The following is a 24,560-nucleotide window of genomic DNA, read 5'->3' on the forward strand; positions in this document are numbered from 1 at the left end:
CGGTGACCGGCTCACTCCACGGTGACCGACTTGGCCAGGTTGCGCGGCTGGTCGACGTCGTGTCCCCGGGCGGCGGCGATCTCGCAGGCGAGCACCTGCAACGGCACCGTGGTCACCAGCGGGGCCAGCAGGGTCGGGGTGCGCGGCACGTAGATCAGGTGGTCGGCGTACGGCGTCACCGCCTCGTCGCCCTGCTCGGCGATCACGATCGTCCGGGCGCCCCGGGCCCGGATCTCCTGGATGTTGGAGACGATCTTGTCGTGCAGCATCCCCCGCCCGGCCGGGGACGGCACGATGCAGACCACCGGGGTGCCCTGGTCGATCAGCGAGATCGGCCCGTGCTTCAGCTCGCCGGCCGCGAACCCCTCGGCGTGCATGTAGGCGAGTTCCTTGAGCTTGAGCGCGCCCTCCAGGGCGACCGGGAAGCCGACGTGCCGGCCGATGAAGAGCACCGTCGGGGCCGACTTGAGCTCCCGGGCCAGCTCGCGGACCGGCTCGATGCCGGCGAGCAGCTCGCGCAGCTTCTCCGGCATCTCCTGGAGCTGGTCCACCACCGCGGCCACCTCGTCGGCGTACTTGATGCCGCGCACCTGGGCCAGGTGCAGGCCGATCAGGTAGCAGGCCACCACCTGGGTGAGGAACGCCTTGGTCGAGGCGACCGCCACCTCGGGGCCGCCGTGGGTGTAGAGCACCGCGTCGGACTCGCGCGGGATGGTGGAGCCGTTGGTGTTGCAGATCGCCAGTACCCGGGCCTTCTGCTCCTTCGCGTGCCGGAGCGCCATCAGGGTGTCCATGGTCTCGCCGGACTGGGAGATCGCCACCACCAGGGTGGACCGGTCCAGCACCGGGTCGCGGTAGCGGAACTCGCTGGCCAGCTCGACCTCGCAGGGGATCCGGGTCCAGTGCTCGATGGCGTACTTCGCCACCATCCCGGCGTGGTACGAGGTGCCGCAGGCGACGATGAAGATCTTGTCGGCGTCCCGCAGGTCCTGGTCGGAGAGGCGGACCTCGTCGAGGACGATCTCGCCGTTCTCCTTGAGCCGCCCGAGCAGGGTGTCGGCGATCGCCTGCGGCTGCTCGGCGATCTCCTTCAGCATGAAGTAGTCGTAGCCGCCCTTCTCGGCGGCCGAGGCGTCCCAGTCGATGTGGAAGTCCTTGCCGGTGGCGGGTGCACCGGTGAAGTCGGTGATCTCGATGGCGTCCCCGGTGATGAGTACGACCTGGTCCTGGCCCAGTTCGACGGCCTCCCGGGTGTGCTCGATGAACGCGGAGACGTCGCTGGCCAGGTAGTTCTCCCCGGCCCCGCGCCCGACCACCAGCGGCGAGTTGCGCCGGGCCCCGACCACCGCGCCGGGGATCGCGGCGTCCACCGCGAGCAGCGTGAAGGCGCCCTCCAGCCGCTGGCAGACCTGCCGCATCGCGGCGGCCAGCAGGGCCGGCCCGTCGGGCTCACCGGCGGCGCGCAGCCGGGAAAGCTCACCGGCGAGCAGGTGCGCGGCGCACTCGGTGTCGGTGTCGCTGCTGAACTCGACGCCCTCGGCCTCCAGCTCGGCGCGGAGTTTGGCGAAGTTCTCGATGATGCCGTTGTGGATCACGGCGACCCGGCCGTCCAGGGCCCGGTGCGGGTGGGCGTTGCGGTCGGTGGGGCCGCCGTGGGTGGCCCACCGGGTGTGCCCGATGCCGGTGGTGCCGGCGCCGATGCCGAGCGCCGCGGCACCGTCGTCGGTCGCCGACCGCTCGGCCAGCGCCTTCTCCAGGTTGGCCAGCTTGCCGGCCTTCTTCTCGGTCAGCAGCTCGCCTTCGCAGACGACCGCCACGCCGGCCGAGTCGTAGCCGCGGTACTCCAGCCGCCGCAACCCGTCCAGCACGATGCCCAGCGCCGGCCTGGCGCCGGCGTAACCCACGATTCCGCACATGGCCCGCAGCCTAACCTAAGTTCGCTCATCTGACCTGCTCGAAAGGCGCTCGTTCGATCACTGATGCTGCTCGGTATCCTTGCCCGCCGCCACAACCGGACGAACGGCTGCTCGGCTGGCCTGCCCAGGCTTCACCGGTACATCGCGGCCAGCGGTGACGGGGTACCGTGACTGGCGCATTCGCTGCCATCTCCTCCGGCGCCTCCCCTCCCCCTCCCCCTCGCCGCACCCCTGCTGTCCGCCATATCTGGAGCCAGACCCGATGACCGACTCGCCACCCCCGCACAACCCGTACGACCCCTCCGCCGAGTACGAGCCGCCGACGACGAAGTTCAGCCCGCCGCAGCAGCCCCAACCGGAGAACCCGGCCGAGGAGGACGACGCCCCGACGACGAGGTACGCCCCGCCGCAGCAGCCCCAGCCCGGGCAGCCGTCCGGCTACGGACAGCCGGCGCAGCCGAGCACGTACGGGCAGCCGCCGGCCCAACCGGGCAGCTACGGCCAGCCGCAGCAGCAGCCCACCCCGTACGGGCAGCCGGTTTGGGGCCAGCCACCGCACGCGGCCGGGTACGGCCAGCCTCAGCAGCCGGACCCGTACGCGCCGCCGCAGCAGCCGAACCCGTACGCGCCGCCGCAGCAGCCGAACCCGTACGCGCCGCCGCAGCAGCCCGGCCCGGGCCAGCCGCCGGCCCCGCCCTACGGTGCCGGCCCGGCGTACCCGCCGCAGTCCGGCCCACCAGCCACGCCATACCCCACCAGCGGGGCACCGAACCAGCAGGACGCCGGTTACGGCGTCTACCCGCCGCAGTCCGGCCCGCCCGGGACCGACCCGTACGCGGCGGCCGGTGCGGGCGGGTACCCCGGATACGGCCAGCCCGGACAGCCCGGACAGCCGGGGCAACCCGGACAGCCGGGGCAACCCGGACAGCCGGGGCAACCCGGACAGCCGGGGCAACCCGGACAGCCGGGGCAACCGGGCTATCCGGGCGGGCCGGGCTATCCGGGCGGGCCGTTCCCGCCCGCACCGCCGAAGAAGAGCAACAAGACCATGATCATCGTGATCGTGGCCGTGGTGGTGGTCGTGCTGATCGCCTGCGTCGGGATCTGCCTCGGCCCGCTGTCGTTCATGGACCAGGTGCGGAAGACGGTGGAGACCAGCCTCGACGCCACCCCGACCCCGTCCAGTTCCGGCGGTACTGACGGCGGCGACCCGGGTAGCAGCGGCCAGACGGTGGTCTACGAGGTGACCGGTAGCGGCCGGGTCGCACTCTCGTACATCGACGGTGCCGGCAAGCAGGTGCACTCGCCCTCGGTCGACCTGCCGTGGAAGAAGGAGGTCAAGATTCCCGAGGACGAACTGAAGACGGTGGTGGCGATCCGCACCGGCGGCGGTTCCGGGGACATCTCCTGCAAGATCACGGTTGACGGCCAGTCCACCGCCGCCAAGAGCTCCAGCGGCACCTACGCGACCGTCACCTGCTCGGACTTCGGGATCTGACACGACCGCGCACCGCGCCTCTAGGGTGACGGAGTGACGACGACAACGGACTCCGATCCCCTGGTCCGCCGGATGCGCCCGTTCGGCACCACCATCTTCGCGGAGATGTCGGCGCTGGCGGTGCGCACCGGCGCGGTCAACCTGGGTCAGGGCTTTCCGGACACGGACGGGCCGCCCGAGATGCTGGCCGCGGCGACGGAGGCGCTGCGCGGCGGGCAGAACCAGTACCCGCCCGGTCCGGGCATCCCGGCGCTGCGCGCCGCGGTCGCCGCGCATCAGCGCCGGTTCTGGGGGCTGGACTACGACCCGGACGCGCAGGTGCTGGTCACCGCCGGGGCGACCGAGGCGATCGCGGCGGCGATCCTCGGACTCTGCGAGGCCGGCGACGAGGTGGTCTGCTTCGAGCCGTACTACGACTCGTACGCCGCCTCGATCGCGCTGGCCGGCGCGGTCCGGCGGCCGGTCACCCTCCGCCCGGTCGACGGCGGCCGGTACGCCTTCGATCCGGCGGAGCTGCGGGCCGCCTTCGGGCCACGGACCCGGCTGGTGCTGCTCAACTCGCCGCACAACCCGACCGGCAAGGTCTTCGACGCCGACGAACTGGCGCTGATCGCGCGGCTGTGCCAGGAGTTCGACACTCTCGCGGTCACCGACGAGGTGTACGAGCACCTGGTCTTCACCGACGCCGACAGCCCGCACATCCCGCTGGCCACCCTGCCGGGCATGTGGGAACGCACCCTTCGGGTCTCCTCGGCGGGCAAGACGTTCTCCTGCACCGGCTGGAAGGTCGGCTGGGCCAGCGGCCCGGCCCCGCTGGTCGCGGCGACGATGCGGGTCAAGCAGTTCCTCACCTTTGTCAACGGCGCGCCACTGCAACCGGCGGTCGCGGTGGCCCTGGCCCTGCCGGACGGCTATTACCACGATTACCGGGCCGACCTCCAGGCCCGACGGGACCAGCTCGGCGCCGGCCTGGTCGAGGCCGGCTTCGAGGTACTGGTCCCGGAGGGGACCTACTTCGTCACCGCCGACATCACCGCACTGGGCGGGCGGGACGGGGTGGAGTTCTGCCGCTCGCTGCCGGAGCGCTGTGGGGTGGTCGCGGTGCCGACGCAGGTCTTCTACGACGACGCCGAGGCGGGCCGGCGGCTGGTCCGGTTCGCCTTCTGCAAACGCCCGGAGGTGCTGGCCGAGGCGGTGACCCGGCTGCGCGCGCTCGGCGGCGCGCCGGCCTGACCACACCTCCGCCGACCTTCAGGCGCCCTCCGCCAGCCCCGCGCCGCGGCCGTTGGGCAGCGGCTCGGGTACGGCACCGGTGCCGGCCGGCCGCGCGGGTGCGATGCGGATCTGGGCACCGTCGAGCAGCGCCGCCTCGGCGTCGTCGAGAAAGGCCAGGTCCGCCTCGACGTGCCGGCTCGCGGCGGAGAGCAGCAGGCCGACCACCGGCTCGGTCGCCTCCCGGCGCAACGTGCCGAGGTTGCGCAGTTCGCGCAGCAGGTAGCCGCGCTGGTTGGCGAGCACGGTACGCACCACCTCCGCCGCGCCGGACCGGGCGGCGGCGGTGACCTTCAGGAAGAAGTCGTCCCGGAACCCGCCGCTGCGCGGGCTCGGCTCGGCCAGCCACCTGGCCAGTTCGGTCCGACCGGCGGGGGTGATCTCGTAAACCACCCGGTCCGGCTTGACCGGCTGCGCCTGCCGTTCGGCCCGGACCAGTTCGTCCCGGGCCAGCCGGTCGAGGATCTGGTAGAGGTGGCCGATGTTCAGCGACCCCCACTGTGGACCGACGGCCGTCTCGAAGGCGCCCTTCAGCTCGTAGCCGTAACTCGGGCCGTCGGCGAGCAGCGCGAGCACCGCGTGCTGGATGGCCATGCCTGTCCCACCTTCCGGCCGGCTGCGCGACCTCTTGCATTGTGACAATGTATAGCGCAGAGTGTCTGCGAGGAACGAGGAGGGCCGGTGGTCGGGTTCATCTGGCGGCAACTGCGGGCCCGGCTCGGGCGATCGCTCGCCCTGCTGGCCGGCGTGCTCGTCGCGACCACCGGCTTCGTCGTGCTGACCGGCACCACCACCACCTCCCAACTGCGTCTGAACGACCAGGTGCACCGCGAGACCCGCGCCGCGTACGACATTCTCGTCCGTCCGAACGGGACACAGACCGACCTTGAGACACAGCGGGGTGTCGTCCGTCCCAACTACCTCTCCGGGCTCTTCGGCGGCATCAGCCTGGCTCAGTACGAGCAGGTTCGCACGGTCGGCGGGGTCGACGTCGCGGCCCCGGTGGCGATGCTCGGCTACTCCCTGCACGAGATGCGGGCCCACCTCGACCTCACCGACGTGGTGGACCGGTCCCTCGACCGGCAGGTGATCCGGGTCGACCCGACCTTCCTGGCCGAACGCGGCCTGTCCCGGACGACGGGCAAACCCCGGTACGTCTACCTGACCCGCAACCGCCTCGCCTATCCGGTCTGGGAGGACGGCGGGGTCCAGAGCCCGACCCTCTACACCGACGGCCGGCGGTACCCGCTGAACGCCTGCCGGAGCGGCTACATCGTGCCCCGGGAGATCTTCCCGGACGGGCACACCGAGCCGGTCTGCAACATCGGCGCCGAGCCGACGCTCACCCGCACCTCGCCGGAGACCGACTACACGGAAGTGGCCGTCGCCCGGCTGCTGCCGCACGGACGGTTCGAGAACTCGCCACACGACCCCGTCGGGCTCCCGGACAATGTCGTCACCGCAACCGACCGGCTGGTACTGCCGGTCCGCTGGATCGTCCCGTTCCTGCTCGCCGCCGTCGACCCGCCCGCCGAGGACCGGCTGGTGGGACTGACCGACGCTGTGGTCGACGGCCGGCCGCTGACCCGGGACGACACGACCGTCACGGAGCAGATCGCCGCCCGTACCGGGCTCGACGTGGACGTCACCTTCGGCTCGTCACCGGCTCCGCAGACGGTCGAGCTGCCGGCCGGCTCGTTCGGCCGGCCCGAGCTGCGACTGACCGAGGGTTGGTCCTCGATCGGCGTGGCGTCGGTGATCATCCGGGCGGTCGACCGGAAGAGTGTCGTGCTGTTCCTGCTCGTGCTGACCGTCTGCGCGCTCTTCCTCGGAAACGCCGTAACCGCCGCCGTCCGGGACCGCCGGAACGAGCTGGCGGTGCTCGCCTGCCTCGGCTGGCCGGCCCGGCGAATCGGCGCGGCGATCCTCGGCGAGGTGGCGCTGATCGGCCTCGCCGCCGGGGTGCTGTCGCTGCTCCTCGCCGCCCCGCTCGGCGCCCTGCTCGGCGTCCAGGTCGGCTGGTGGCGGGCCGCGCTGGCCGTACCCGTGGCGCTGCTGGTCGCGGTCGTCGCCGGCGCCGGGCCGGCGGTGCGGGCCGCGCGCTCCCATCCCGCCGCCGCGCTCCGGCCGGCCGCCGCACCGGTCCGGCGGATCCGACGGGTACGCGGAGTGCTCGGCCTCGCCCTACTCAACCTGGCCCGGGCGCCGGGCCGGGCCCTGCTCGGCGCGGCGGCCCTCGGCATCGGGGTGGCCGCCTCGACGGTGCTCGCCGCGATCAACTACGCCTTCCGGGACACGGTACTGGGCAGCCTGCTCGGCGAGACCGTCTCGGCGACCGTACGGACCGCCGACACCGTCGCCGCGACCGCCACCGTGCTGCTCGGCGCGGCGGCCGTGGCCGACGTGCTCTACCTGAACATCCGGGACCGGGCCGCCGAACTGGCGGCACTGCGCGCGACCGGCTGGACCGAGTCCGCGCTGATCCGGCTGGCCGCCTACGAGGGAGCCGGGATCGGCCTGCTCGGCGCGCTGGCCGGTACGGCGGTCGGGCTGGCCGGCGCCGCCGCCCTGATCGGCGGGCTCTCCACCGGAGTCGTCCTCACCGGGGTCGGCACCGCCGCCGCCGGAGCACTGGTGGCCTGTCTGGCGGCTCTCGTCCCGGTGGCACTGCTGCGCCGGGTTCCCACCGGTCACCTGCTAGCCGAGGAGTAGCCATGCCGGACACCGGGGTCGGGATCACCATCACCGGGCTGACCAAGCGGTTCTCCGGTGGGGAACTGCCGATCGTCGCGGTGGACGACCTGTCGCTCGACGTCGCGGCCGGTTCGGTGCTGGCGTTGACCGGGCCGAGCGGCTCGGGCAAGTCGACCCTGCTGCACCTGGTCGGGGCGATCGAACCGGCCGACTCCGGCTCGGTCGTCGTCGGCGGGCAGGAGATCATCCGGCTCGGTCGCCGGGCCCTGGCCGCGTACCGCCGGACCGTGGGCTTCGTTTTCCAGCGCTACCACCTGCTGCCCGCGCTGACCGCGCTGGACAACGTGCTGGCGCCGGTGCTGCCGTACCGGGTCGGCTACGACCGGACGGCCCGGGCCCGGGAACTGCTCGACGCGGTCGGGCTCGGCGGCCGGGAGCGGGCGCTGCCGGCGCAGCTCTCCGGCGGCCAGCAGCAGCGGGTCGCGGTGGCCCGGGCGCTGATGGGCGGGCCGGCGCTGCTGCTGGCGGACGAGCCGACCGGCAACCTGGACTCGACCAGTGGCGGGGAGATCCTCGACCTGCTGCTGCGGTTGCGCGACGAGCGGGGCGTCACGATCCTGCTGGCCACCCATGAGCAGCACATCGCCGCCCGGTGTGACCGGTTGGTCCGGCTCCGGGACGGCCGGGTCACCGAGGATCTCGACCTCACCGGCGGCGACGGCCCGGACCACACCCTGGCCCGGGCCAGCCAACTCCGGCTCTAGGACCTCCGCCGCCCGCCGCAGCGTCGCCTGGCGCACGGGCCGGCGGTCCAGGCTCGTGCCGCCCCCGGGGTCGGGGCGGCCGGGCCGGCGCGGCGGTGTTACGCCGGTACCGGGCTGGCGGTACGCACCTCGGCGGCGATCCGCTCCGCGACCTCCTGGGCCAGCTCCAGGGTGGGCGCCTCGACCATCACCCGGACCAGCGGCTCGGTGCCGGAGGGGCGGAGCAGCACTCGACCGGTCTCGCCCAGCTCGGCCTCGGCCCGCTGCACCGCGCCGAGTACGGCCGGCGCGCCGGCTCCGACGGTCCGGTCCGCGACCGGCACGTTGATCAGCACCTGCGGCAACTTGGTCACCACCGAGGCCAGCTCGGCGAGGCTACGGCCGGTGGCCGCCACCCGGGACATCAGGTGCAACCCGGTGAGGACGCCGTCGCCGGTGGTCGCGTACGCCGGCAGCACCAGGTGTCCGCTCTGCTCGCCGCCCAGCGCCAACCCGGAGGCGCGCAGCTCCTCCAGCACGTACCGGTCGCCGACCTTGGTCTCGATCAGCCGGATGCCGGCGGCGGACATCGCGAGCCGCAGCCCGAGGTTGCTCATCACGGTTGCGACCAGGGTGTCCCGGGTAAGCGTGCCGGCATCCCGCATGGCCAGTGCCAGGATCGCCATGATCTGGTCGCCGTCCACCTCGCTGCCGTCGGCGGCGATCGCCACGCACCGGTCGGCATCGCCGTCGTGCGCGATGCCGAGGTCGGCGCCGTGCTCCAACACGGCGGCCCGCAGGTTGTCGAGGTGCTGCGAACCGCAGTCGTCGTTGATGTTGAGCCCGTCCGGCTCGGCGTGAATGGCGATCACCTCGGCACCGGCCTCCTGGTACGCCACCGGGGCGACCTCCGAGGCGGCGCCGTTGGCGCAGTCGACGACGACCTTCAGCCCGTCGAGCCGGTGCGGGATCGTGCCGACCAGGTGCTGGACGTAGTGTTCGGCACCGTCGAGCAGGTCGTGCACCCGGCCCACGCCGGCACCGGTCGGCCGCCGCCAGCCGGCCGAGCCGTTCGCCTCGACGGCGGCCTCGATCTTCAGCTCGACGTCGTCGGGGAGCTTGTGCCCGCCGGCCGCGAAGAGCTTGATCCCGTTGTCCGGCATCGGGTTGTGTGAGGCCGAGAGCATCACCCCGAAGTCGGCCTTCGCCTCGCCGACCAGGAACGCCACCCCTGGGGTCGGCAGCACACCGACCCGGACCACGTTGGCCCCGGCGCTGGTCAGCCCGGCCACCACCGCCGCCTCCAGCATCTCGCCGCTGGCCCTGGTGTCCCGGCCCACCACGGCGAGCGGCGGATGACTCCGGTCCTGCTCGGCGAGGGTGTGCGCGGCCGCCACCGCGACCGCGAGTGACAACTCGGGGGTGAGGTCGGCGTTCGCGCGTCCGCGTACGCCGTCAGTGCCGAACAGCCGCCCCATGCGCGAAACCTCCGGGAAGCGCACCAGTAGAGAACAACGAAACGGCCGGACACCGCCACCGCGGAAGGGGGCGGTGTCCGGCCGTTCGTCAGACGGACAAGGTGTTGCCGCTGATCAGCGCTTGGAGTACTGGGGCGCCTTGCGGGCCTTCTTGAGGCCGTACTTCTTGCTTTCCTTCTCCCGGGCGTCCCGGGTGAGGAAGCCGGCCTTCTTCAGCGCCGGGCGGTCGTCGGGGTCGTTGGTGATCAGCGCCCGGGCGATGGCCAGCCGCAGCCCGCCGGCCTGGCCGGTGGTGCCGCCGCCCCGCAGGTTGGCGATGATGTCGAACGCCTCGGCCTTCTCGGCGGTGACCAGCGGCTCCTTGATGAGCTGCTGGTGCACCTTGCTCGGGAAGTACGCCTCCAGGTCACGGCCGTTGCAAGTGATCTTGCCGCTGCCAGGGACGATCCGGACCCGGACGATCGCCTCCTTGCGGCGGCCCACGGTCTGGATCGGCCGGTCGCCACGAGGAGCCCGGGCCACCGGGGCGGGCACCGGGGCTTCGGCGGTCGCGATGGTGTCGGTCATGCTGTTTCCTTCGCCCGCGCTCACTGCGCGATCTGCTTGATCTCGAACGGCACCGGCTGCTGCGCGGCGTGCGGGTGCTCGGCACCGGCGTAGACCTTCAGCTTCTTGATCAGCTTCCGGCCGAGCTTGTTGTGCGGGAGCATGCCCTTGACGGCCAGCTCGATGGCCCGGTCGGGACGCTTGGTCAGCAGCTCGTCGTAGCCGACCTGCTTCAGACCGCCGGGGTAGCCGGAGTGACGGTAGGCGACCTTCTGCTGGCGCTTGTTACCGGTCAGCGCCACCTTGCCCGCGTTCACCACGACAACGAAGTCACCGGTGTCGACGTGCGGCGCGAAAGTCGGCTTGTGCTTGCCGCGCAGCAGCGTGGCAACGTGGGTGGCCAGACGGCCCAGCACGACGTCTGACGCGTCGATGACGTGCCACTGACGCTCGATTTCACCCGGCTTCGGGCTGTACGTACGCACAGGTCTACCTTGTCTCGTCGTCGGTCTGGGGTCGCGCACCGGTCGCCAGGCACGCACAAACGACCAAGCGTACCCGGGAAAGGCACGCCCGCGGATGTCACGTGAAAACTTGGGTGTCACACAACAGCAGGCAACGATACCTGGTCGCCGGTGCCGGGGTCAAAACGGGACACCCCCCGGCGGGCTGGGCGACGGCAGGACCTCCGCCTCCACCGGAACGATAGCCCGGAGGTCCCGCCGCAGCCCGGCCGGGGGTCCTCACACCCCGGCGAGGCGGCCCGGCGACGGGCGGAGGTAGACCGCCCAGGTCACCACGAGGGAGAGGGCGTACCAGGCGATGAAGGCCAGGTAGGCGGCGTCGGCCGACTGGTACGCCAGGAACGACTGCCGGAAGGCGATGTTGACCAGTACGCCCCCGAACGCGCCGACCGCCCCGGCGATCCCGATCAGGGCGCCGGAAAGCCGCCACGCCCGGCGCTGCGCGGCGTCCGGATCCAGCTCCCCGACCGCCACCGCTCGGGCCGCCTTGGCCCGGAAGATCGCCGGGATCATCTTGTACGTCGATCCGTTGCCCACCCCGGAGAGCACGAAGAGCCCGATGAACCCGATCAGGTAGAGGGTCAGCGAGCGCTCCCGGGAGGCGTGGTAGACCAGTCCGGCACCGCCCGCCATGGCGGCGAAGGTCGCGAGGGTCACCCGGGCCCCGCCGTACCGGTCCGCCAGGTGGCCGCCGACCGGCCGGATCAGCGAGCCGACCAGCGGCCCGAGGAAGGTCAGGTACGCCGCGTCGAGCGGGGTGCCGAACCGGTCGCCGAACTGCACCAGCAGCACCTGCCCGAAGGCGAAGCCGAAGCCGATGAACGAGCCGAAGGTGCCGATGTAGAGCACCGACATCACCCAGGTGTGCGGGTCCCGGGCCGCCTCCCGCATCGCCCCCCGCTCGTTGCGGACCCCGGTGATGTTGTCCATGTAGCGGGCCGAGGCCAGCGCGGCGAGCACGATCAGCGGGATGTAGACCGCCGGCACCAGGCGCGGGTACGCGGCGCCGGCCGTGGCCAGCACCGCCAGCCCGACGAGCTGGACGGCGGCCACCCCGATGTTGCCGCCACCGGCGTTCAGGCCCAGCGCCCAGCCCTTGAGCCGCTGCGGATAGAAAAGGTTGATGTTCGCCATCGAGGAGGCGAAGTTCCCGCCGCCGACCCCGGCCAGGCAGGCCAGCAGCATCAGCGTGCCGTACGACACCCCGGGCTCGATCAGGATCGCCATCGGCACCGCCGGCACCAGCAGCAGCAGCGCGCTGACGATCGTCCAGTTCCGCCCGCCGAACCGGGCTACCGCCAGGGTGTACGGCAGCCGCAGCGCCGCGCCCAGCGCGGCCGGTACGGCGGTCAGCAGGAACTTCCCGGCCGGGTCGATCCCGTACTCCGGGCCGAGGAAGAGCACCAGGACGGACCAGAGACTCCACACCGAGAAGCCGATGTGCTCGGAGGCGATCGAGACGATCAGGTTGCGCCGGGCGATCGGCGCTCCGGTCGTACGCCAGAATTCGGGGTCCTCGGGGCGCCAGTCGTCGAGCTGGTGCCGACGGGCGGTCACCGGTGCGGCGGCGGTCTCCGGCGGCGGAAGGGTGCCGAGGCCGGCCGCCGCCGGGGCGGAGGCCGTGCTGTCGGTCCCGGGATCGGCCGTCGGGCCGGTAGCGGCGGCAGTACTAGTCATGCCGTCCGAAAGTAGGTTCGCGGGGTTTCCCGACGGTTCGCACTCGAAGTCGGACCGGCAACGGTCGGCGCACGGCCGGACCGGGCGGATGGTGAGATCTGCCGCGCGCCGGAGCGCTCGGATGCCGCTCAGATGCTCTGGAGGATACGCAGCGCCCGGCTGACCCGGAACATGGTGTCGGTGTCGGCGACCCCGACGCACTCGGTGAACCACTTCTTCATCGGCGACGAGAGCCGGTCGGGCATCACCACGAATTCGCCCATGGTGACGGCGAGCGGGGAGTCCCGGAGCAGTTCGGAGTCCACCACCTCGGCGACGATCACGATCGGCACGTCGGTGGAGTTGTACACGTCGGAGCTGATCACCAGGCCGAGCCGGGACCGCGCCCCGTCGATCCGCCAGATCTCGCCCCTACGCAGCACTGAAGCTTCTTCAACCTGAATCGCGCGGCGCTCAGGCACCGCGTCCGACCTCGCGGTCCGCCGGACCGCGAGGGGAGGTTGCAGAAGGCTCACTCGAACGGCTGCCGAGGGCCGCGTCGACCAGTGCGGCCTCCTGGGCGTCGGCAATGGCGGCGGCCTCGATGTCCAGGCGGGCCCGGCCGACCGCCGCAGCGTGCGCGGCGAAGACCTCGCGGAGCGCCTTCTCCCGGGCGGCCTGGTCGATCCAGGCGGAAAGCGACATGCCGTCCCGTTTCGCGAAGCGCCGCGCCTCTTCGATCGTCTCGTCCGAAAACGAGAGAGTCACCTTGGCGGTCATGCCACCCAGCCTACCGGCGGTATGACCAGCCGTCATTCCGCCCACTCCCACCGGCCGCCGTTCCGCCCACTCCCACCAGGCGTCAGTCCAGCTCCCGCCAGGCGTCAGTCCAGCTCCCGGCGGCCGCCGAAGACGGCGAACCGCCACGACTTGTAGAAACAGTCGACACCGACGAAACCGGCCTCGGCCAGCCAGCGGCACTGGTCCGGCAGCGGCGCCGGGCGGTCGTGCATCATCCGCTCCCGGGCCGCGGCGATCTCCGCCTCGGTGGCGCCGAGCGCGGTGACCTGGGCCAGCCACACCTCGTCGTACCGGGAGTCCAGGTCGGGGGTGCCGCCGGCCACCTGTTCGGCGTTCACGAACACCCCGCCGGGGACCAGTACCTGCCGGATCCGGCGGTAGAGGTCCCGCTTGTCGGCGTCCGGCAGGTGGTGGATGGCCAGTGCGGAGACCACCGCGTCGTACGGGCCGCCGGGCAGCGGCGTGGTCAGATCGGCGACCACCGTCTCGTGCGGTACCCCCCGGCGGGTCAGGTGTCCGCCGGCCACCGCGAGCATTGCCGGGGCGCCGTCGAGCAGGGTGGTCCGCACCCCCGGTACGGCGGCACTGAGCAGAATCGAGAGCAGCCCGGTCCCGGCACCGAGATCGAGTACCGCCGGTACCCGCCCGGACGCCAGCGCCCGGCGCAGCGGCGGAGCGGCCACCTCGACCGCGGTGCCGTAGAAGTCGTCGAAGCACGGCACGAGCCGGCGTCGGGACTCGTCGTACGACCCGGCCACCGCGTCGAAGAGCGACACCACGGCCATCGGCGTGCCTCCTAAGATGTGCAACGACCTTCCGCATCATAGATCCGCTGCGCGGAGCAGCACCGTCACGAACTCCCCGGCCCGGTCCCGTCCGGGCTCGCCGGGAGGTTCCGGGCCCTGGTCGGCGGAGGGCCCTGGTCGGCGGAGGGCCCTGGTCGGCGGAGGGCCCTGGTCGGCGGATTGTAGGTAACCTCCGGCCGCCGGCAAGCCGAGCCGACCCGCTGAGCGGGGTCCGTGTGAGCGGCTCTTGACAGGCCCGAAACAAGAGGGACCCGGCCGTGAAACCGGGCGCCGGCACGCTTCGGACATGACAGACGGTGCACGCACTGCGACGCATTCGGAGGATGTGTCCCAGGACGTGGTCACGCACTGCCCATACTGCGCCCTGCAGTGCGGGATGACCCTGCGCCGCACCGGCGAGCGGGTGGAGGTGCTGCCCCGGCAGTTCCCCACCAACCGCGGCGGGCTCTGCCAGAAGGGCTGGACCGCCGCCGAGCTGCTCGACCACCCCGACCGGCTGACCACCCCGCTGCTACGGGACCGCCCCGGCGGGCAACTGCGCCCGGCGAGCTGGCCGGAGGCGCTGGACCGGGTGGTGGACGGAATCCGCCGGATCCAGTCCCGCCACGGCCGGGACGCGGTGGCCGTCTTCGGCGGCGGCGGACTGACCAACGAGAAGGCGTACGCCCTGGGCAAGTTCGCCCGGGTCGCGCTCGGTACCCGGAACATCGACTACAACGGACGGTTCTGCATGTCCTCGGCCGCCGCCGCTGGGATGCGTGCCTTCGGGATCGACCGGGGGCTGCCGTTCCCGCTGGCCGACCTCGGCACCGCCGACACCCTGCTGCTGGTCGGCGCGAACGTCGCCGAGACGATGCCGCCGCTGGTCCGCTACCTGGTCGAGCAGCGGCAGCGCGGCGGCACCCTGATCGTGGTCGACCCCCGGGCCACCGCCACCGCCCGGCAGGCCACCCTGCACCTGCAACCGACCCCCGGCACCGACCTGGCGGTGGCGAACGCGCTGCTGCACATCGCGCTGGCCGAGGGACTGGTCGACAAGGACTACGTAGCCGCCCGGACCAGCGGATTCGACCAGGTGCGCCGGGTCACCGCCGGCTACTGGCCGGCCCGCGCCGAGCGGCTCTCCGGGGTGCCGGTGGCCGACCTGGAGGCCGCGGCCCGGGCGCTCGGCACCGCCGACCGGGCGATCATCCTCACCGCACGCGGCGCCGAGCAGCACGCCAAGGGGGTGGACACGGTGACTGCCTTCATCAATCTGGCCCTCGCGCTCGGCCTGCCCGGCCGGCCCGGCTCCGGCTACGGCTGCCTCACCGGGCAGGGCAACGGCCAGGGTGGCCGCGAGCACGGGCAGAAGGCCGACCAGCTCCCCGGCTACCGCCGCATCGACGACCCCGCCGCTCGGGCACACGTCGCCGGGGTCTGGGGGGTGCAGCCGGACGTGCTGCCCGGGCCGGGCGTGTCGGCGTACGAACTACTCAACGCGCTCGGCACCGACGGCGGCCCGAAGGGGCTGCTGGTGTTCGGCTCCAACCCGGTCGTCTCGGCACCCCGGGCGGGCCGGGTCACCAGCCGGCTACGCGACCTCGACCTGCTGGTGGTGGCCGACTTCGTCCGCTCCGAGACGGCCGAGATCGCCGACGTGGTGCTGCCGACCGCGCAGTGGGCCGAGGAGGACGGCACCATGACGAATCTGGAGGGCCGGGTGCTGCGCCGCCGCGCGCTCCGGCCGCCACCGCCGGGCGTACGCACCGATCTGGCGCTGCTGTCCGATCTCGCCGACCGGCTCGACCACGTCGACGGGGCGACCGGTCTGGGCCGGTCCCGCTTTCCGGCCGCACCCGAGCAGGTCTTCGCGGAGCTGCGCCGCGCCTCGGCCGGCGGGACCGCCGACTACGCGGGGATCACCTGGGAGCGGATCGACGCCGAGGACGGTGTCTTCTGGCCCTGTCCGGACGAGGACGGGCCGGGCACGTCGCGGATGTTCGTCGACCGGTTCCCGACGCCGGACGGGCGGGCCCGGTTCCTGCCGGTGGAGCACCGCGCACCCGCCGAGGAGCTCTGCCCGGACTATCCGGTCTACCTCACCACCGGCCGGGTGCTGACGCAGTACCAGTCCGGTGCGCAGACCCGGCGAGTCGAGGCGCTGCGCCGGGCCGCCCCGAACGCCTTCCTGGAGCTGCATCCCGACCTGGCGGTCCGGCTCGGGGTGGACGACGGCGACGAGGTGCTGGTGACCAGCCGCCGGGGCGAGATGCGCGCCCCGGCCCGGCTGACGCCGACCATCCGGCCGGACACCGTCTTCGCCCCGTTCCACTGGGCGGGCGCGGCCCGGATCAACTCGGTGACCAGCGACGCCCTCGATCCGATCTCCCGGATGCCCGAGTTCAAGGTCTGCGCGGTCCGGGTGGAGAAGGTGCCGGTGGAATTTACCCCACCTGAGCCGCCCGGCGTGTCCGCCCCGACCTCCACGCACGGCCACGAGGGGCCGCAGGGCGAGGTCGGCGAAGGTCCAGTCAGCGAGCGTCCCGAGGTGACCCCATGACAGAGGAGACAGTGGACGGATCACGGAACCGGATCGTCATCGTCGGGCACGGCATGGCCGGTGCCCGGTTGGCGGCCGAACTCTCGGCCCGGCTCGGCGACGCCAAGATCACGGTACTCGGCGCCGAGCTGCACCGGGCGTACAACCGGATCATGCTGTCCAGCCTGCTGGCCGGCAAGGTCGACGAGTCCGGGGTGGAGCTTGCCGAGGCGGCCGGGCACGGCATCGACGTACGGCCCGGGGTCGAGGCCACCACCGTCGACCCGGCGAGCCGCACGGTGACGACCGGCCAGGGCGACCTGATCGGGTACGACCACCTGGTGCTCGCCACCGGCGGACGCGCCCTGGTGCCGCCGCTGGCCGGGCTCGACCGGGAGAAGCTGCCGGACCGGGTGGCCGTGTTCCGCACCCTCGACGACTGCCGGCGCATCCTGTCCGCCGCCGCCGGAGCCCGCCGGGCCCTGGTGCTCGGCGGCGGGCTGCTCGGCCTGGAGGCGGCCCGGGGCCTGGCCGCCCGGGGGCTCGACGTACACGTGGTGCACCCGGTAGGGCACCTGATGGAGCGGCAGCTCGATCCGACGGCCGGCGCCGTACTGGCCCGTACCCTGGCCGGGCTCGGCGTCACCACCCACCTGGACGTGGCGGCCAGCGCCGTCGCCGTCCGCCCCGACGGCCTCACCCTGACCCTCTCCGACGGACGGGTTCTCGACGCCGACCTGCTGGTGCTCTCCTGCGGGGTACGCCCCGACGTGGAACTGGCCCGGGCGGCCGGGCTCACCGTGGACCGGGGGGTGGTGGTCGACGACCGGCTGCGCACCAGCGACCCGCACATCTCGGCGATCGGCGACTGCGCCCAGCACGCGGGCGTGGTCACCGGCCTGGTCGCCCCGGCCTGGGAGCAGGCCCGGGTGCTGGCCCAGGTGCTCGCCGGGCAGGATCCCCGGGCGCGCTACCGACCGCAGCCGCCGGTCACCCGGCTGAAGGCCGCCGGCATCGACCTCGCCGCGATGGGCGACGCGGCCGCCGGGCCCGCGCCGGACGTCGAGGAGCTCAGCTTCTCCGACCCGGTCCGCGGCACCTACGCCCGGCTGCGGATCGTCGGCGAACGGCTCACCGGGGCGATCATGCTCGGCGACAACCCGGCGGTCGGCACGGTGATCCAGCTCTTCGACCGGGGTACGCCGGTGCCGATCGACCGCCGCACCCTGCTGCTCGGCCGCAGCCGCGACGTCGCGAGCGCGGCGCCGGTCGAGTCGCCGGCGCTGATGCCGGACGCGGCCACGGTCTGCCAGTGCAACACCGTGCGAAAGGGCGCACTGGTGCGCTGCTGGCGGGCCGGGGCGAGGTCGTTGGAGGACGTCGTGGTCGCGACCCGCGCCACCACCGGCTGCGGCAGTTGCCGGGACGCCGTCGAGGGGATCCTCGGCTGGCTCTCCTCGATCGACACTCCCGACCCGGTGGAAGCAGAGGTGGCGGCATGACGAACGACAAGCCGGAGCGGCAGCGACTCGTCGTGGTCGGCAACGGCATGGTGGGGCAGCGCTTCGTCGAGGCGCTGCGCTCTCGCGACACCGGGAGCCGTTGGCAGGTCACGGTGCTGGCCGAGGAGGGCCGACCGGCGTACGACCGGGTGCGGCTCTCGGCGTTCTTCGACGGGGTGGACGCGGACGAGCTGAGCCTGCACCGCCCCGACGACGGGGTCGACCTGCGGCTGGGCGAGCCGGTGGTGGAGATCGACCGGACCGGTCGACGGGTGGTCACCGGTGGCGGCGAATACCGCTACGACGCGCTGGTGCTGGCAACCGGGTCGTACCCGTTCGTGCCGCCGATCGACGGCGCGTACGTCGCGAAGGGCCCGGACGCGCTCGGACCCACGCCGTCGCTGCGGTCCGGGGTCTTCGTCTACCGCACCCTGGACGACCTGACCGCGATCCGCGACTTCGCCAAGGGCCGGCGTACCGGTGCGGTGATCGGCGGCGGGCTGCTCGGCCTGGAGGCGGCGAACGCGCTGCGCCTGCTCGGCCTGACCACCTCGGTGGTGGAGTTCGCCCCCCGGCTGATGCCGGTACAGGTCGACGAGGCCGGTGGCGCGATGCTGCGCCGGTACGTCGAGGAGTTGGGCGTCGTGCCGCACCTCGGGGTGGCCACCACCGCGATCCGGTCCCGCCCGGACGGCGAGCTGGCCGGGCTGACCCTCTCGGACGGCAGTTGGCTCCCCACCGACCTGGTGGTGGTGGCCGCCGGGATCCGGCCCCGGGACGAGCTGGCCCGGGCCGCCGGCCTGGAGCTGGGCGAGCGCGGCGGGATCCGGGTCGACGAGACCTGCCGCAGTACCGACGAGCGGATCTGGGCGATCGGCGAGTGCGCCGCCGTCGACGGCACCTGTTACGGCCTGGTCGCCCCCGGCTACGCGATGGCGGAGGTGGTGGCCGACCGGCTGGTCGGCGGTACGGCGACCTTCCCGGGCGCGGACCTCTCCACCAAGCTGAAGCTGCTCGGGGTGGACGTGGCCGCCTTCGGCGACGCGCACGGCAAGACACCCGGCTGCCTGGACGTGACCTTCACCGACCCGGCCACCCGGGTCTACGCCAAGCTGGTCCTCTCCGACGACGCGAAGACCCTGCTCGGCGGGGTGCTGGTCGGTGACGTGACCGCGTACCCGACGTTGCGGGCCAGCGTCGGCGGTGCGCTGCCCGGCCCGCCGCTGGCCCTGCTCGCCCCGGCCGGCGACGGCACCGGGACCGGCTCCGGGATCGCCGCGTTGCCCGGCTCGGCCCAGGTCTGCTCCTGCAACGCGGTGACCAAGGACCAGCTCGTCGGCGCGATCGCCGAGGGCTGCACCGACGTGCCGGGGCTGAAGGCGTGTACCCGGGCCGGAACGAGCTGCGGGTCCTGCGTACCGATGCTGAAGCAGTTGCTGGCGGTCTCCGGGGTGAGCCTGAGCAAGGCGCTCTGCGAGCACTTCGCGCACAGCCGGCAGGAGCTGTTCGAGATCATCCGGGTACGCCAGATCCGCACCTTCTCCCGGCTGGTCGCCGAGCACGGCCGGGGGCGGGGTTGCGACATCTGCAAGCCGGTGGTCGCCTCGATCCTCGCCTCGCTCGGCAGCGGCTACGTGCTCGACGGCGAGCAGGCGTCGTTGCAGGACACCAACGACCACTTCCTGGCGAATATCCAGCGGGACGGGACGTATTCTGTGGTGCCGCGGATCCCGGGTGGCGAGATCACCCCGGAGAAGCTGATCGTGATCGGCGAGGTGGCTCGGGACTTCCAGCTCTACACCAAGATCACCGGTGGGCAGCGGATCGATCTCTTCGGTGCCCGGGTCGAGCAGTTGCCGCAGATCTGGCGCCGGCTGGTGGACGCCGGATTCGAGTCCGGGCACGCGTACGGCAAGGCGCTGCGCACGGTCAAGTCCTGCGTCGGCTCCACCTGGTGCCGGTACGGGGTCCAGGACTCGGTCGGGCTGGCGATCGCCCTGGAGCTGCGCTACCGGGGACTGCGCGCACCACACAAGATCAAGTCAGCCGTCTCCGGCTGCGCCCGGGAATGCGCCGAGGCCCGCAGCAAGGACTTCGGCATCATCGCCACCGAAACCGGCTGGAACCTCTATCTCGGCGGCAACGGCGGCTTCCGCCCCCGGCACGCCGAACTCTTCGGCCAGGACCTCTCCACCGAGGAGCTGGTCCGGTACATCGACCGGTTCCTGATGTTCTACATCCGCACCGCCGACCGGCTACAGCGGACGGCGGCCTGGATCGAGGCGATGGAGGGCGGCCTGGAGCACCTGCGGGCGGTCATCGTCGACGACTCGCTCGGGCTCTGCGCCGAACTGGACTCCGCGATGGCCCGGCACGTCGGTTCGTACTCCGACGAGTGGCGCGACACGCTGGCGGACCCGGACCGGCTGCGCCGGTTCACCTCCTTCGTCAACGCGCCCGACGTACCGGACCCGTCGATCACGTTCGAGGTGGAACGGGGACAGCCCGTTCCGGCCCTGGGAGACCGCCGACCGGTGTCGCTCGGCCTCCCGACGACCATGGGGGTACCGAGTTGACTCTGGACACCACGATCAACGACGGATCGGCGATCAACGACGGGTTGACCGAGGGCGCCGGGCCGGGCGACGACGACGTGCGCTGGACGGCCGTCTGCGCGTACCCCCGGCTGGAGCCGGAGCGCGGGGTGGCCGCGCTGGTCGACGGCGAGCAGGTGGCGGTCTTCCGCACCTTCGACGGTCGGCTCTTCGCGATCGGCCAGCGGGACCCGATCGCCGGCGCGTACGTGATGGCCCGGGGCATCGTCGGCAGTCGCGGCGAGATCCCGACCGTCGCCTCCCCGTTGCACAAGCAGGTCTACGACCTGCGGACCGGCGACTGCCTGGACGTGCCCGGCGTGGCGGTGCCGACCTACCGGGTGCGGTGCCGGGACGGGCTGGTCGAGGTGGCGCCCCGGCACCGGCCGGCCGGGGACGCCTGATGTCCGGCGAGCTGTCCGGCTTCACGGTCGGGGTCACCGCCGACCGGCGGCGCGACGAACTCACCGCGATGCTGGAGCGGCGCGGCGCCCGGGTGGTGCTCGCCCCGGCGCTGCGGATCGTGCCGCTGGCCGACGACACCGAGTTGCGCGCGGCGACCCGGGCCTGCCTGGACAACCCGCCCGACGTGCTGATGGCGAACACCGGGATCGGGATGCGCGGCTGGCTGGAGGCGGCCGAGGGCTGGGGGCTGGCCGAGCCGCTGCGTGCGGTGCTCTCCCGGGCCTACATCGTCAGCCGGGGGCCGAAGGCCCGGGGCGCGATCCGGGCCGCCGGGCTGCACGACGAGTGGTCGCCCGCCTCGGAGAGCTGCGACGAGGTGATCGACCACCTCCGGCAGCGTGGCGTACGCGGGCAGTTGATCGCGATGCAGCTACACGGCGAACGCCAGCCGGAGTGCACGGCCGCGCTGGAGGCGGCCGGGGCGAGCGTGATCGAGGTACCGGTCTACCGCTGGGCGGCGCCGACCGACCCGGCCCCGCTGCACCGGCTGGTCGACCTGATCGCCGGCCGACTGGTGGACGCGGTCACCTTCACCTCCGCACCGGCGGTCGGCGCGCTGCTCCGGGCCGCCGGGCCCAGCACCGAGGCGGTGCTGGACGCGATGCGCTCCGACGTACTGGCCGCCTGCGTCGGGCCGGTCACCGCCGCACCGCTGCGCCGGCACGGCGTACCGGTGGTGGCGCCGGGCCGGGCCCGGCTCGGCGCACTGGTCCGGACCATCGTCGACGAGCTGCCGCAGCGGGCGATCAGCGTCAAGGTCGCCGGTCACCTGCTGACCCTGCGCGGGCACGCGGCCATCGTGGACGGCGAGCTGCGGCCGCTGGCCCCCGCCCCGATGGCGGTACTCCGGGCCCTGGCGAGTACCCCCGGCCGGGTGATGTCCCGGGCCGCCCTGCTGCGTACCCTGCCGAGGGGCGCCGACGAGCACGCCGTGGAGATGGCGGTGGCCCGGTTGCGGGCTGGACTGCGCACTCCGGGGGTGGTACAGACGGTGGTCAAGCGCGGCTACCGACTGCCGGTCGACTGACCGCGCCCCGACCCGGTCCTTCCCGACCTCACCTCTCGATCTGATCTTCTTCGATCCGGCCTGCTCCGGGCTGGATCGCCCGGCGGGGGCACCGCTGCGCACACGCGGCCACGGCGGGGCGCAAGGGGCGGTGCACCAGCTCATCGACCGGACGGTCGCCGCCTCACGCTTGGGTATCGGCTCGGCTTGATCCCTTGACGGGCGGACAGCCGGTTGGCAGGGTAAGGCCGCAACGTCCCGGAAGCGCCCGTAAACTGCCGTCCGGGACTGTGCACAGGGGACAGGTGGAGGCGCCTCGTCGCCCTGGTAGAGAACATTTCAGGTCGCGTCACACCTGCTCGCGAACGCGTCAGGAGGACTGCCGGATACATCGGGCAAGGCATCACGTTCATGGCAGGCACCGGCCATAGAAACCGTCGGAATCACCTGCACCGCGGTGCCATCAGCGGAACGCGGCCGATCCCGAACCGGGCGACCGATTCACATCCTCAATGGATTCTCCTCAAAGGACAGGTAGGAATGACGAGGCGTATACGCGTGCTGGCCGCCGCGGCACTGGCCACGGCCATGCTGGTCACCGCCGGCTGTTCGGGCTCGGACGACTCCGACGGAGGCGACGTCGGCGGCAAGGCTTCGGACAAGGTGACGTATCTCACCGGGTTCGGCACCGGTGGTCACGACGCATTCGCATGGGTGGCGAAGGACAAGGGCTTCTTCTCCGAGGCCGGGCTCGACGTCACCATCCAGCAGGGCGCCCCGGCCACCAACAACCAGGGCCTGCTCTCCGGCAAGGCGCAGTTCACCTACAGCGACGTGACCCAGCTGATGATCCAGACCGGCAAGGCGCAGGTCACCGAGATGCGGGTGATCGCCGCGGTGCACCAGAGCACCCTGGTCGCGATCTTCGCGCCGCCCGGCTCCGGCGTGACAAAGCCGAAGGACCTGGAGGGCAAGCGGGTCGGCGTCGCCCAGGGCTCGATCACCAAGACCCTGCTTCCGGCGTACGGCAAGCTGGCCGGCTTCGACGCCAGCAAGCTCCAGTTCGTCGAGACCACCCCGCAGACCCTGGTCGGCCTCCTGGTGGGCAAGAAGGTCGACGTGCTCAGCACCTTCGTCATCACCCGCAACACGGTGGAGACGGTGACCAAGCAGACGATGACCGTCATGCCGCTCACCGACTACCTGCGGGACCTGCTCGGCACCGGCCTCACCACCACCGCCAAGTACGCCCAGGAGAACCCGGACATCGTCAAGCGGTTCAAGGACGCGGCGATGAAGGGCCTCAAGTACACGGTGGAGAACCCCGATGAGGCTGCCAAGATCATGAAGGCCAACAACCCGAACGTGAACGAGCAGGGCGCCGCGGCGGAGATCAAGCTGATGACGCCCTACGTCACCTCGGCGCCGGGCAACACCATCGGCGCGCTCGACGAGCAGAGGGCCGCCCGGGCCATCGCCATCCTCCAGGGTGCCGAGCTGATCCCGGCCGGCCTCACCCCGGACAAGGTCATCGACTTCTCCATCGCGCCCAAGGCCTGACCGAACGGCGTAACACCTCGGGGACGGTGAGTGGGCAGCCACTCGCCGTCCCCTTCTCGACCAGAGGAGAGAACACGTTGCCCGTCTGGACCCCCTCCGGGCAGTGCTGCCCGCGATCCGTACGACCTGCCGCTCCGGCGCCCGGCCGCCGGCCGCGGATACCGTCCCGGCGGATCCGATGACCGTTAACCGCGACCTGTCCCCCGGCACCCGGGTCGCGCTGCCGATCGTCGGCACCATCGTCGCGATCGGCCTCTGGTGGCTGGTGACCATCGTCTTCCACGTCGAGACCCTCTTCCTGCCGTCACCGCCGGAGGTCGTCGACGCCTTCGACCGGGAGCCCGCCTACCTGTTCGAGGCGGCCTGGGCCACGCTGTGGGGCACGCTCGCCGGCTTCGGCATCGCGGCCGCCGGCGGGATGGTCGCGGCGCTGCTGCTGACCAGCTCACGCCTGGTCGAGCAGGCCACCCTGCCGATGATCGTCGCGTTCAACGCGGTGCCGAAGGTCTCGCTCGTCCCGCTGCTGATCCTCTGGATCGGGTACGACTCGCGGACCAAGGTCTCCCTGGTCGTCCTGATCGCGTTCTTCCCGATCATGGTGGCCACCATGGCCGGCCTGACCTCGACCCCGGCCGACCTCTACGAGCTGACCAGGTCGCTCTCGGCGTCCCGGCTGAAGACCTATCTCAAGGTACGGCTGCCGTGGGCGCTGCCCCAGGTCTTCGTGGGGCTGAAGCTCGGCATCACGCTCTCCCTGATCGGCGCCGTGGTGGCCGAGTTGCAGACCCTGAACGGGGGTCTGGGGGCGATCATCTACAGCACCCAGCAGTCGTTCGACACCCCGCTGGCGTTCGCCGCGATCACCCTGACCGGGGTACTCGGCATCGGCCTCTTCTACGCCGTGGTGGTGGCGGAACGACTCGCGGTGCCGTGGGCCCGGAAGATCTCCGCCTGAGCCACAACGCTCCTCGCCCGACG

At 72.4% G+C, this 24,560-nt stretch carries 19 protein-coding genes and 1 pseudogene; 11 read left to right on the forward strand and 9 right to left on the reverse strand.

The genetic code is table 11. The features are described from left to right. Positions 1-11: 11 nt before the first annotated feature. Entirely contained in the window at positions 12-1,916 is a 1,905-nt protein-coding gene (gene glmS / locus R6Y94_RS12020; protein WP_318395903.1) for a glutamine--fructose-6-phosphate transaminase (isomerizing), read from the reverse strand. A 262-nt stretch (positions 1,917-2,178) separates the two neighbouring features. Between glmS and R6Y94_RS12025 the strand changes: the two genes are divergently transcribed. Further along, positions 2,179-3,414 (forward strand): MmpS family transport accessory protein, encoded by a 1,236-nt coding sequence (locus R6Y94_RS12025; protein WP_318395904.1) that lies wholly within the window; start codon positions 2,179-2,181, stop codon positions 3,412-3,414. Positions 3,415-3,447: 33 nt separating this feature from the next. Then, positions 3,448-4,647 (forward strand): pyridoxal phosphate-dependent aminotransferase, encoded by a 1,200-nt coding sequence (locus R6Y94_RS12030; protein ID WP_318395905.1) that lies wholly within the window; start codon positions 3,448-3,450, stop codon positions 4,645-4,647. Positions 4,648-4,665: 18 nt separating this feature from the next. On the opposite strand, the gene R6Y94_RS12035 is transcribed toward R6Y94_RS12030, so the two are convergent. Continuing rightward, complete coding sequence (locus R6Y94_RS12035; protein WP_318395906.1) at positions 4,666-5,280, reverse strand: PadR family transcriptional regulator; 615 nt, start codon at positions 5,278-5,280, stop codon at positions 4,666-4,668. 87 nt (positions 5,281-5,367) lie between these two features. Here R6Y94_RS12035 and R6Y94_RS12040 point away from each other — a divergent pair, with 87 nt between their 5' ends. Together R6Y94_RS12040 and R6Y94_RS12045 are read left to right on the forward strand one after the other, a co-directional pair. Next, the gene (locus R6Y94_RS12040; protein WP_318395907.1) at positions 5,368-7,398 is read left to right on the forward strand and encodes an FtsX-like permease family protein; all 2,031 of its coding nucleotides are present in this window, start codon (positions 5,368-5,370) and stop codon (positions 7,396-7,398) included. Between the two features lie 116 nt (positions 7,399-7,514). Continuing rightward, positions 7,515-8,144, forward strand: a complete 630-nt coding sequence (locus R6Y94_RS12045) for an ABC transporter ATP-binding protein (RefSeq protein WP_412102755.1) — start codon at positions 7,515-7,517, stop codon at positions 8,142-8,144. A 98-nt stretch (positions 8,145-8,242) separates the two neighbouring features. Here R6Y94_RS12045 and glmM read toward each other — a convergent pair whose 3' ends face one another. The 7 genes from glmM to R6Y94_RS12080 all read right to left on the reverse strand — a co-directional run bounded on the left by glmM (position 8,243) and on the right by R6Y94_RS12080 (position 13,913). After that, a complete protein-coding gene (glmM, locus tag R6Y94_RS12050) occupies positions 8,243-9,601 on the reverse strand; it encodes a phosphoglucosamine mutase (RefSeq protein WP_318395909.1) in 1,359 nt (452 codons plus the stop codon). Positions 9,602-9,715: 114 nt separating this feature from the next. Further along, complete coding sequence (gene rpsI / locus R6Y94_RS12055; RefSeq protein WP_318395910.1) at positions 9,716-10,168, reverse strand: 30S ribosomal protein S9; 453 nt, start codon at positions 10,166-10,168, stop codon at positions 9,716-9,718. A gap of 20 nt (positions 10,169-10,188) precedes the next feature. Next, complete coding sequence (gene rplM / locus R6Y94_RS12060) at positions 10,189-10,632, reverse strand: 50S ribosomal protein L13 (RefSeq protein ID WP_318395911.1); 444 nt, start codon at positions 10,630-10,632, stop codon at positions 10,189-10,191. A gap of 258 nt (positions 10,633-10,890) precedes the next feature. Beyond that, on the reverse strand, positions 10,891-12,348 hold the full coding sequence (locus tag R6Y94_RS12065) for a nitrate/nitrite transporter (protein ID WP_318395912.1): 1,458 nt from the start codon (positions 12,346-12,348) through the stop codon (positions 10,891-10,893). 128 nt (positions 12,349-12,476) lie between these two features. After that, positions 12,477-12,770 carry a type II toxin-antitoxin system PemK/MazF family toxin gene (locus tag R6Y94_RS12070; RefSeq protein ID WP_318395913.1) on the reverse strand — a complete coding sequence of 98 codons (294 nt, stop codon included), beginning with the start codon at positions 12,768-12,770 and terminating at the stop codon, positions 12,477-12,479. Between the two features lie 31 nt (positions 12,771-12,801). Further along, positions 12,802-13,107, reverse strand: a complete 306-nt coding sequence (locus R6Y94_RS12075) for a DUF6364 family protein (protein ID WP_318395914.1) — start codon at positions 13,105-13,107, stop codon at positions 12,802-12,804. 104 nt (positions 13,108-13,211) lie between these two features. Continuing rightward, complete coding sequence (locus R6Y94_RS12080; RefSeq protein ID WP_318395915.1) at positions 13,212-13,913, reverse strand: class I SAM-dependent methyltransferase; 702 nt, start codon at positions 13,911-13,913, stop codon at positions 13,212-13,214. Positions 13,914-14,220: 307 nt separating this feature from the next. Here R6Y94_RS12080 and R6Y94_RS12085 point away from each other — a divergent pair. The 7 genes and pseudogenes from R6Y94_RS12085 to R6Y94_RS12115 all read left to right on the forward strand — a co-directional run. Further along, positions 14,221-16,350 (forward strand): annotated as a pseudogene (locus R6Y94_RS12085) (molybdopterin oxidoreductase family protein); the annotation flags it as partial. Positions 16,351-16,472: 122 nt separating this feature from the next. After that, positions 16,473-17,957 carry an FAD-dependent oxidoreductase gene (locus R6Y94_RS12090; protein WP_318395916.1) on the forward strand — a complete coding sequence of 495 codons (1,485 nt, stop codon included), beginning with the start codon at positions 16,473-16,475 and terminating at the stop codon, positions 17,955-17,957. Beyond that, a complete protein-coding gene (nirB, locus tag R6Y94_RS12095; protein WP_318395917.1) occupies positions 17,954-20,533 on the forward strand; it encodes a nitrite reductase large subunit NirB in 2,580 nt (859 codons plus the stop codon). The genes R6Y94_RS12090 and nirB overlap by 4 nt, the downstream gene beginning before the upstream one ends. A 77-nt stretch (positions 20,534-20,610) precedes the next feature. Then, positions 20,611-20,955, forward strand: coding sequence for a nitrite reductase small subunit NirD (gene nirD, locus R6Y94_RS12100; protein WP_318396095.1), 345 nt, complete (start codon positions 20,611-20,613; stop codon positions 20,953-20,955). Then, positions 20,955-22,043 carry a uroporphyrinogen-III synthase gene (locus R6Y94_RS12105; protein WP_318395918.1) on the forward strand — a complete coding sequence of 363 codons (1,089 nt, stop codon included), beginning with the start codon at positions 20,955-20,957 and terminating at the stop codon, positions 22,041-22,043. Before nirD ends, R6Y94_RS12105 begins: the two co-directional genes overlap by 1 nt. Positions 22,044-22,562: 519 nt before the next feature. Next, positions 22,563-23,582 carry an ABC transporter substrate-binding protein gene (locus tag R6Y94_RS12110; RefSeq protein ID WP_318395919.1) on the forward strand — a complete coding sequence of 340 codons (1,020 nt, stop codon included), beginning with the start codon at positions 22,563-22,565 and terminating at the stop codon, positions 23,580-23,582. A 178-nt stretch (positions 23,583-23,760) separates the two neighbouring features. Continuing rightward, positions 23,761-24,537 (forward strand): ABC transporter permease, encoded by a 777-nt coding sequence (locus tag R6Y94_RS12115; RefSeq protein WP_318395920.1) that lies wholly within the window; start codon positions 23,761-23,763, stop codon positions 24,535-24,537. Positions 24,538-24,560: the final 23 nt, after the last annotated feature.

The organism is Plantactinospora sp. KLBMP9567, assembly GCF_033446045.1.
GTDB lineage: Bacteria > Actinomycetota > Actinomycetes > Mycobacteriales > Micromonosporaceae > Plantactinospora.

Bases quoted from the DNA above. Each gene is read 5' to 3' on its own strand.
- glmS (WP_318395903.1), bottom strand. From the start codon at position 1,916: ATGTGCGGAATCGTGGGTTACGCCGGCGCCAGGCCGGCGCTGGGCATC.
- R6Y94_RS12025 (WP_318395904.1), top strand. From the start codon at position 2,179: ATGACCGACTCGCCACCCCCGCACAACCCGTACGACCCCTCCGCCGAG.
- R6Y94_RS12035 (WP_318395906.1), bottom strand. From the start codon at position 5,280: ATGGCCATCCAGCACGCGGTGCTCGCGCTGCTCGCCGACGGCCCGAGT.
- glmM (WP_318395909.1), bottom strand. From the start codon at position 9,601: ATGGGGCGGCTGTTCGGCACTGACGGCGTACGCGGACGCGCGAACGCC.
- rpsI (WP_318395910.1), bottom strand. From the start codon at position 10,168: ATGACCGACACCATCGCGACCGCCGAAGCCCCGGTGCCCGCCCCGGTG.
- R6Y94_RS12065 (WP_318395912.1), bottom strand. From the start codon at position 12,348: ATGACTAGTACTGCCGCCGCTACCGGCCCGACGGCCGATCCCGGGACC.
- R6Y94_RS12075 (WP_318395914.1), bottom strand. From the start codon at position 13,107: ATGACCGCCAAGGTGACTCTCTCGTTTTCGGACGAGACGATCGAAGAG.
- R6Y94_RS12080 (WP_318395915.1), bottom strand. From the start codon at position 13,913: ATGGCCGTGGTGTCGCTCTTCGACGCGGTGGCCGGGTCGTACGACGAG.
- R6Y94_RS12090 (WP_318395916.1), top strand. From the start codon at position 16,473: ATGACAGAGGAGACAGTGGACGGATCACGGAACCGGATCGTCATCGTC.
- nirB (WP_318395917.1), top strand. From the start codon at position 17,954: ATGACGAACGACAAGCCGGAGCGGCAGCGACTCGTCGTGGTCGGCAAC.
- R6Y94_RS12105 (WP_318395918.1), top strand. From the start codon at position 20,955: ATGTCCGGCGAGCTGTCCGGCTTCACGGTCGGGGTCACCGCCGACCGG.
- R6Y94_RS12110 (WP_318395919.1), top strand. From the start codon at position 22,563: ATGACGAGGCGTATACGCGTGCTGGCCGCCGCGGCACTGGCCACGGCC.
- R6Y94_RS12115 (WP_318395920.1), top strand. From the start codon at position 23,761: ATGACCGTTAACCGCGACCTGTCCCCCGGCACCCGGGTCGCGCTGCCG.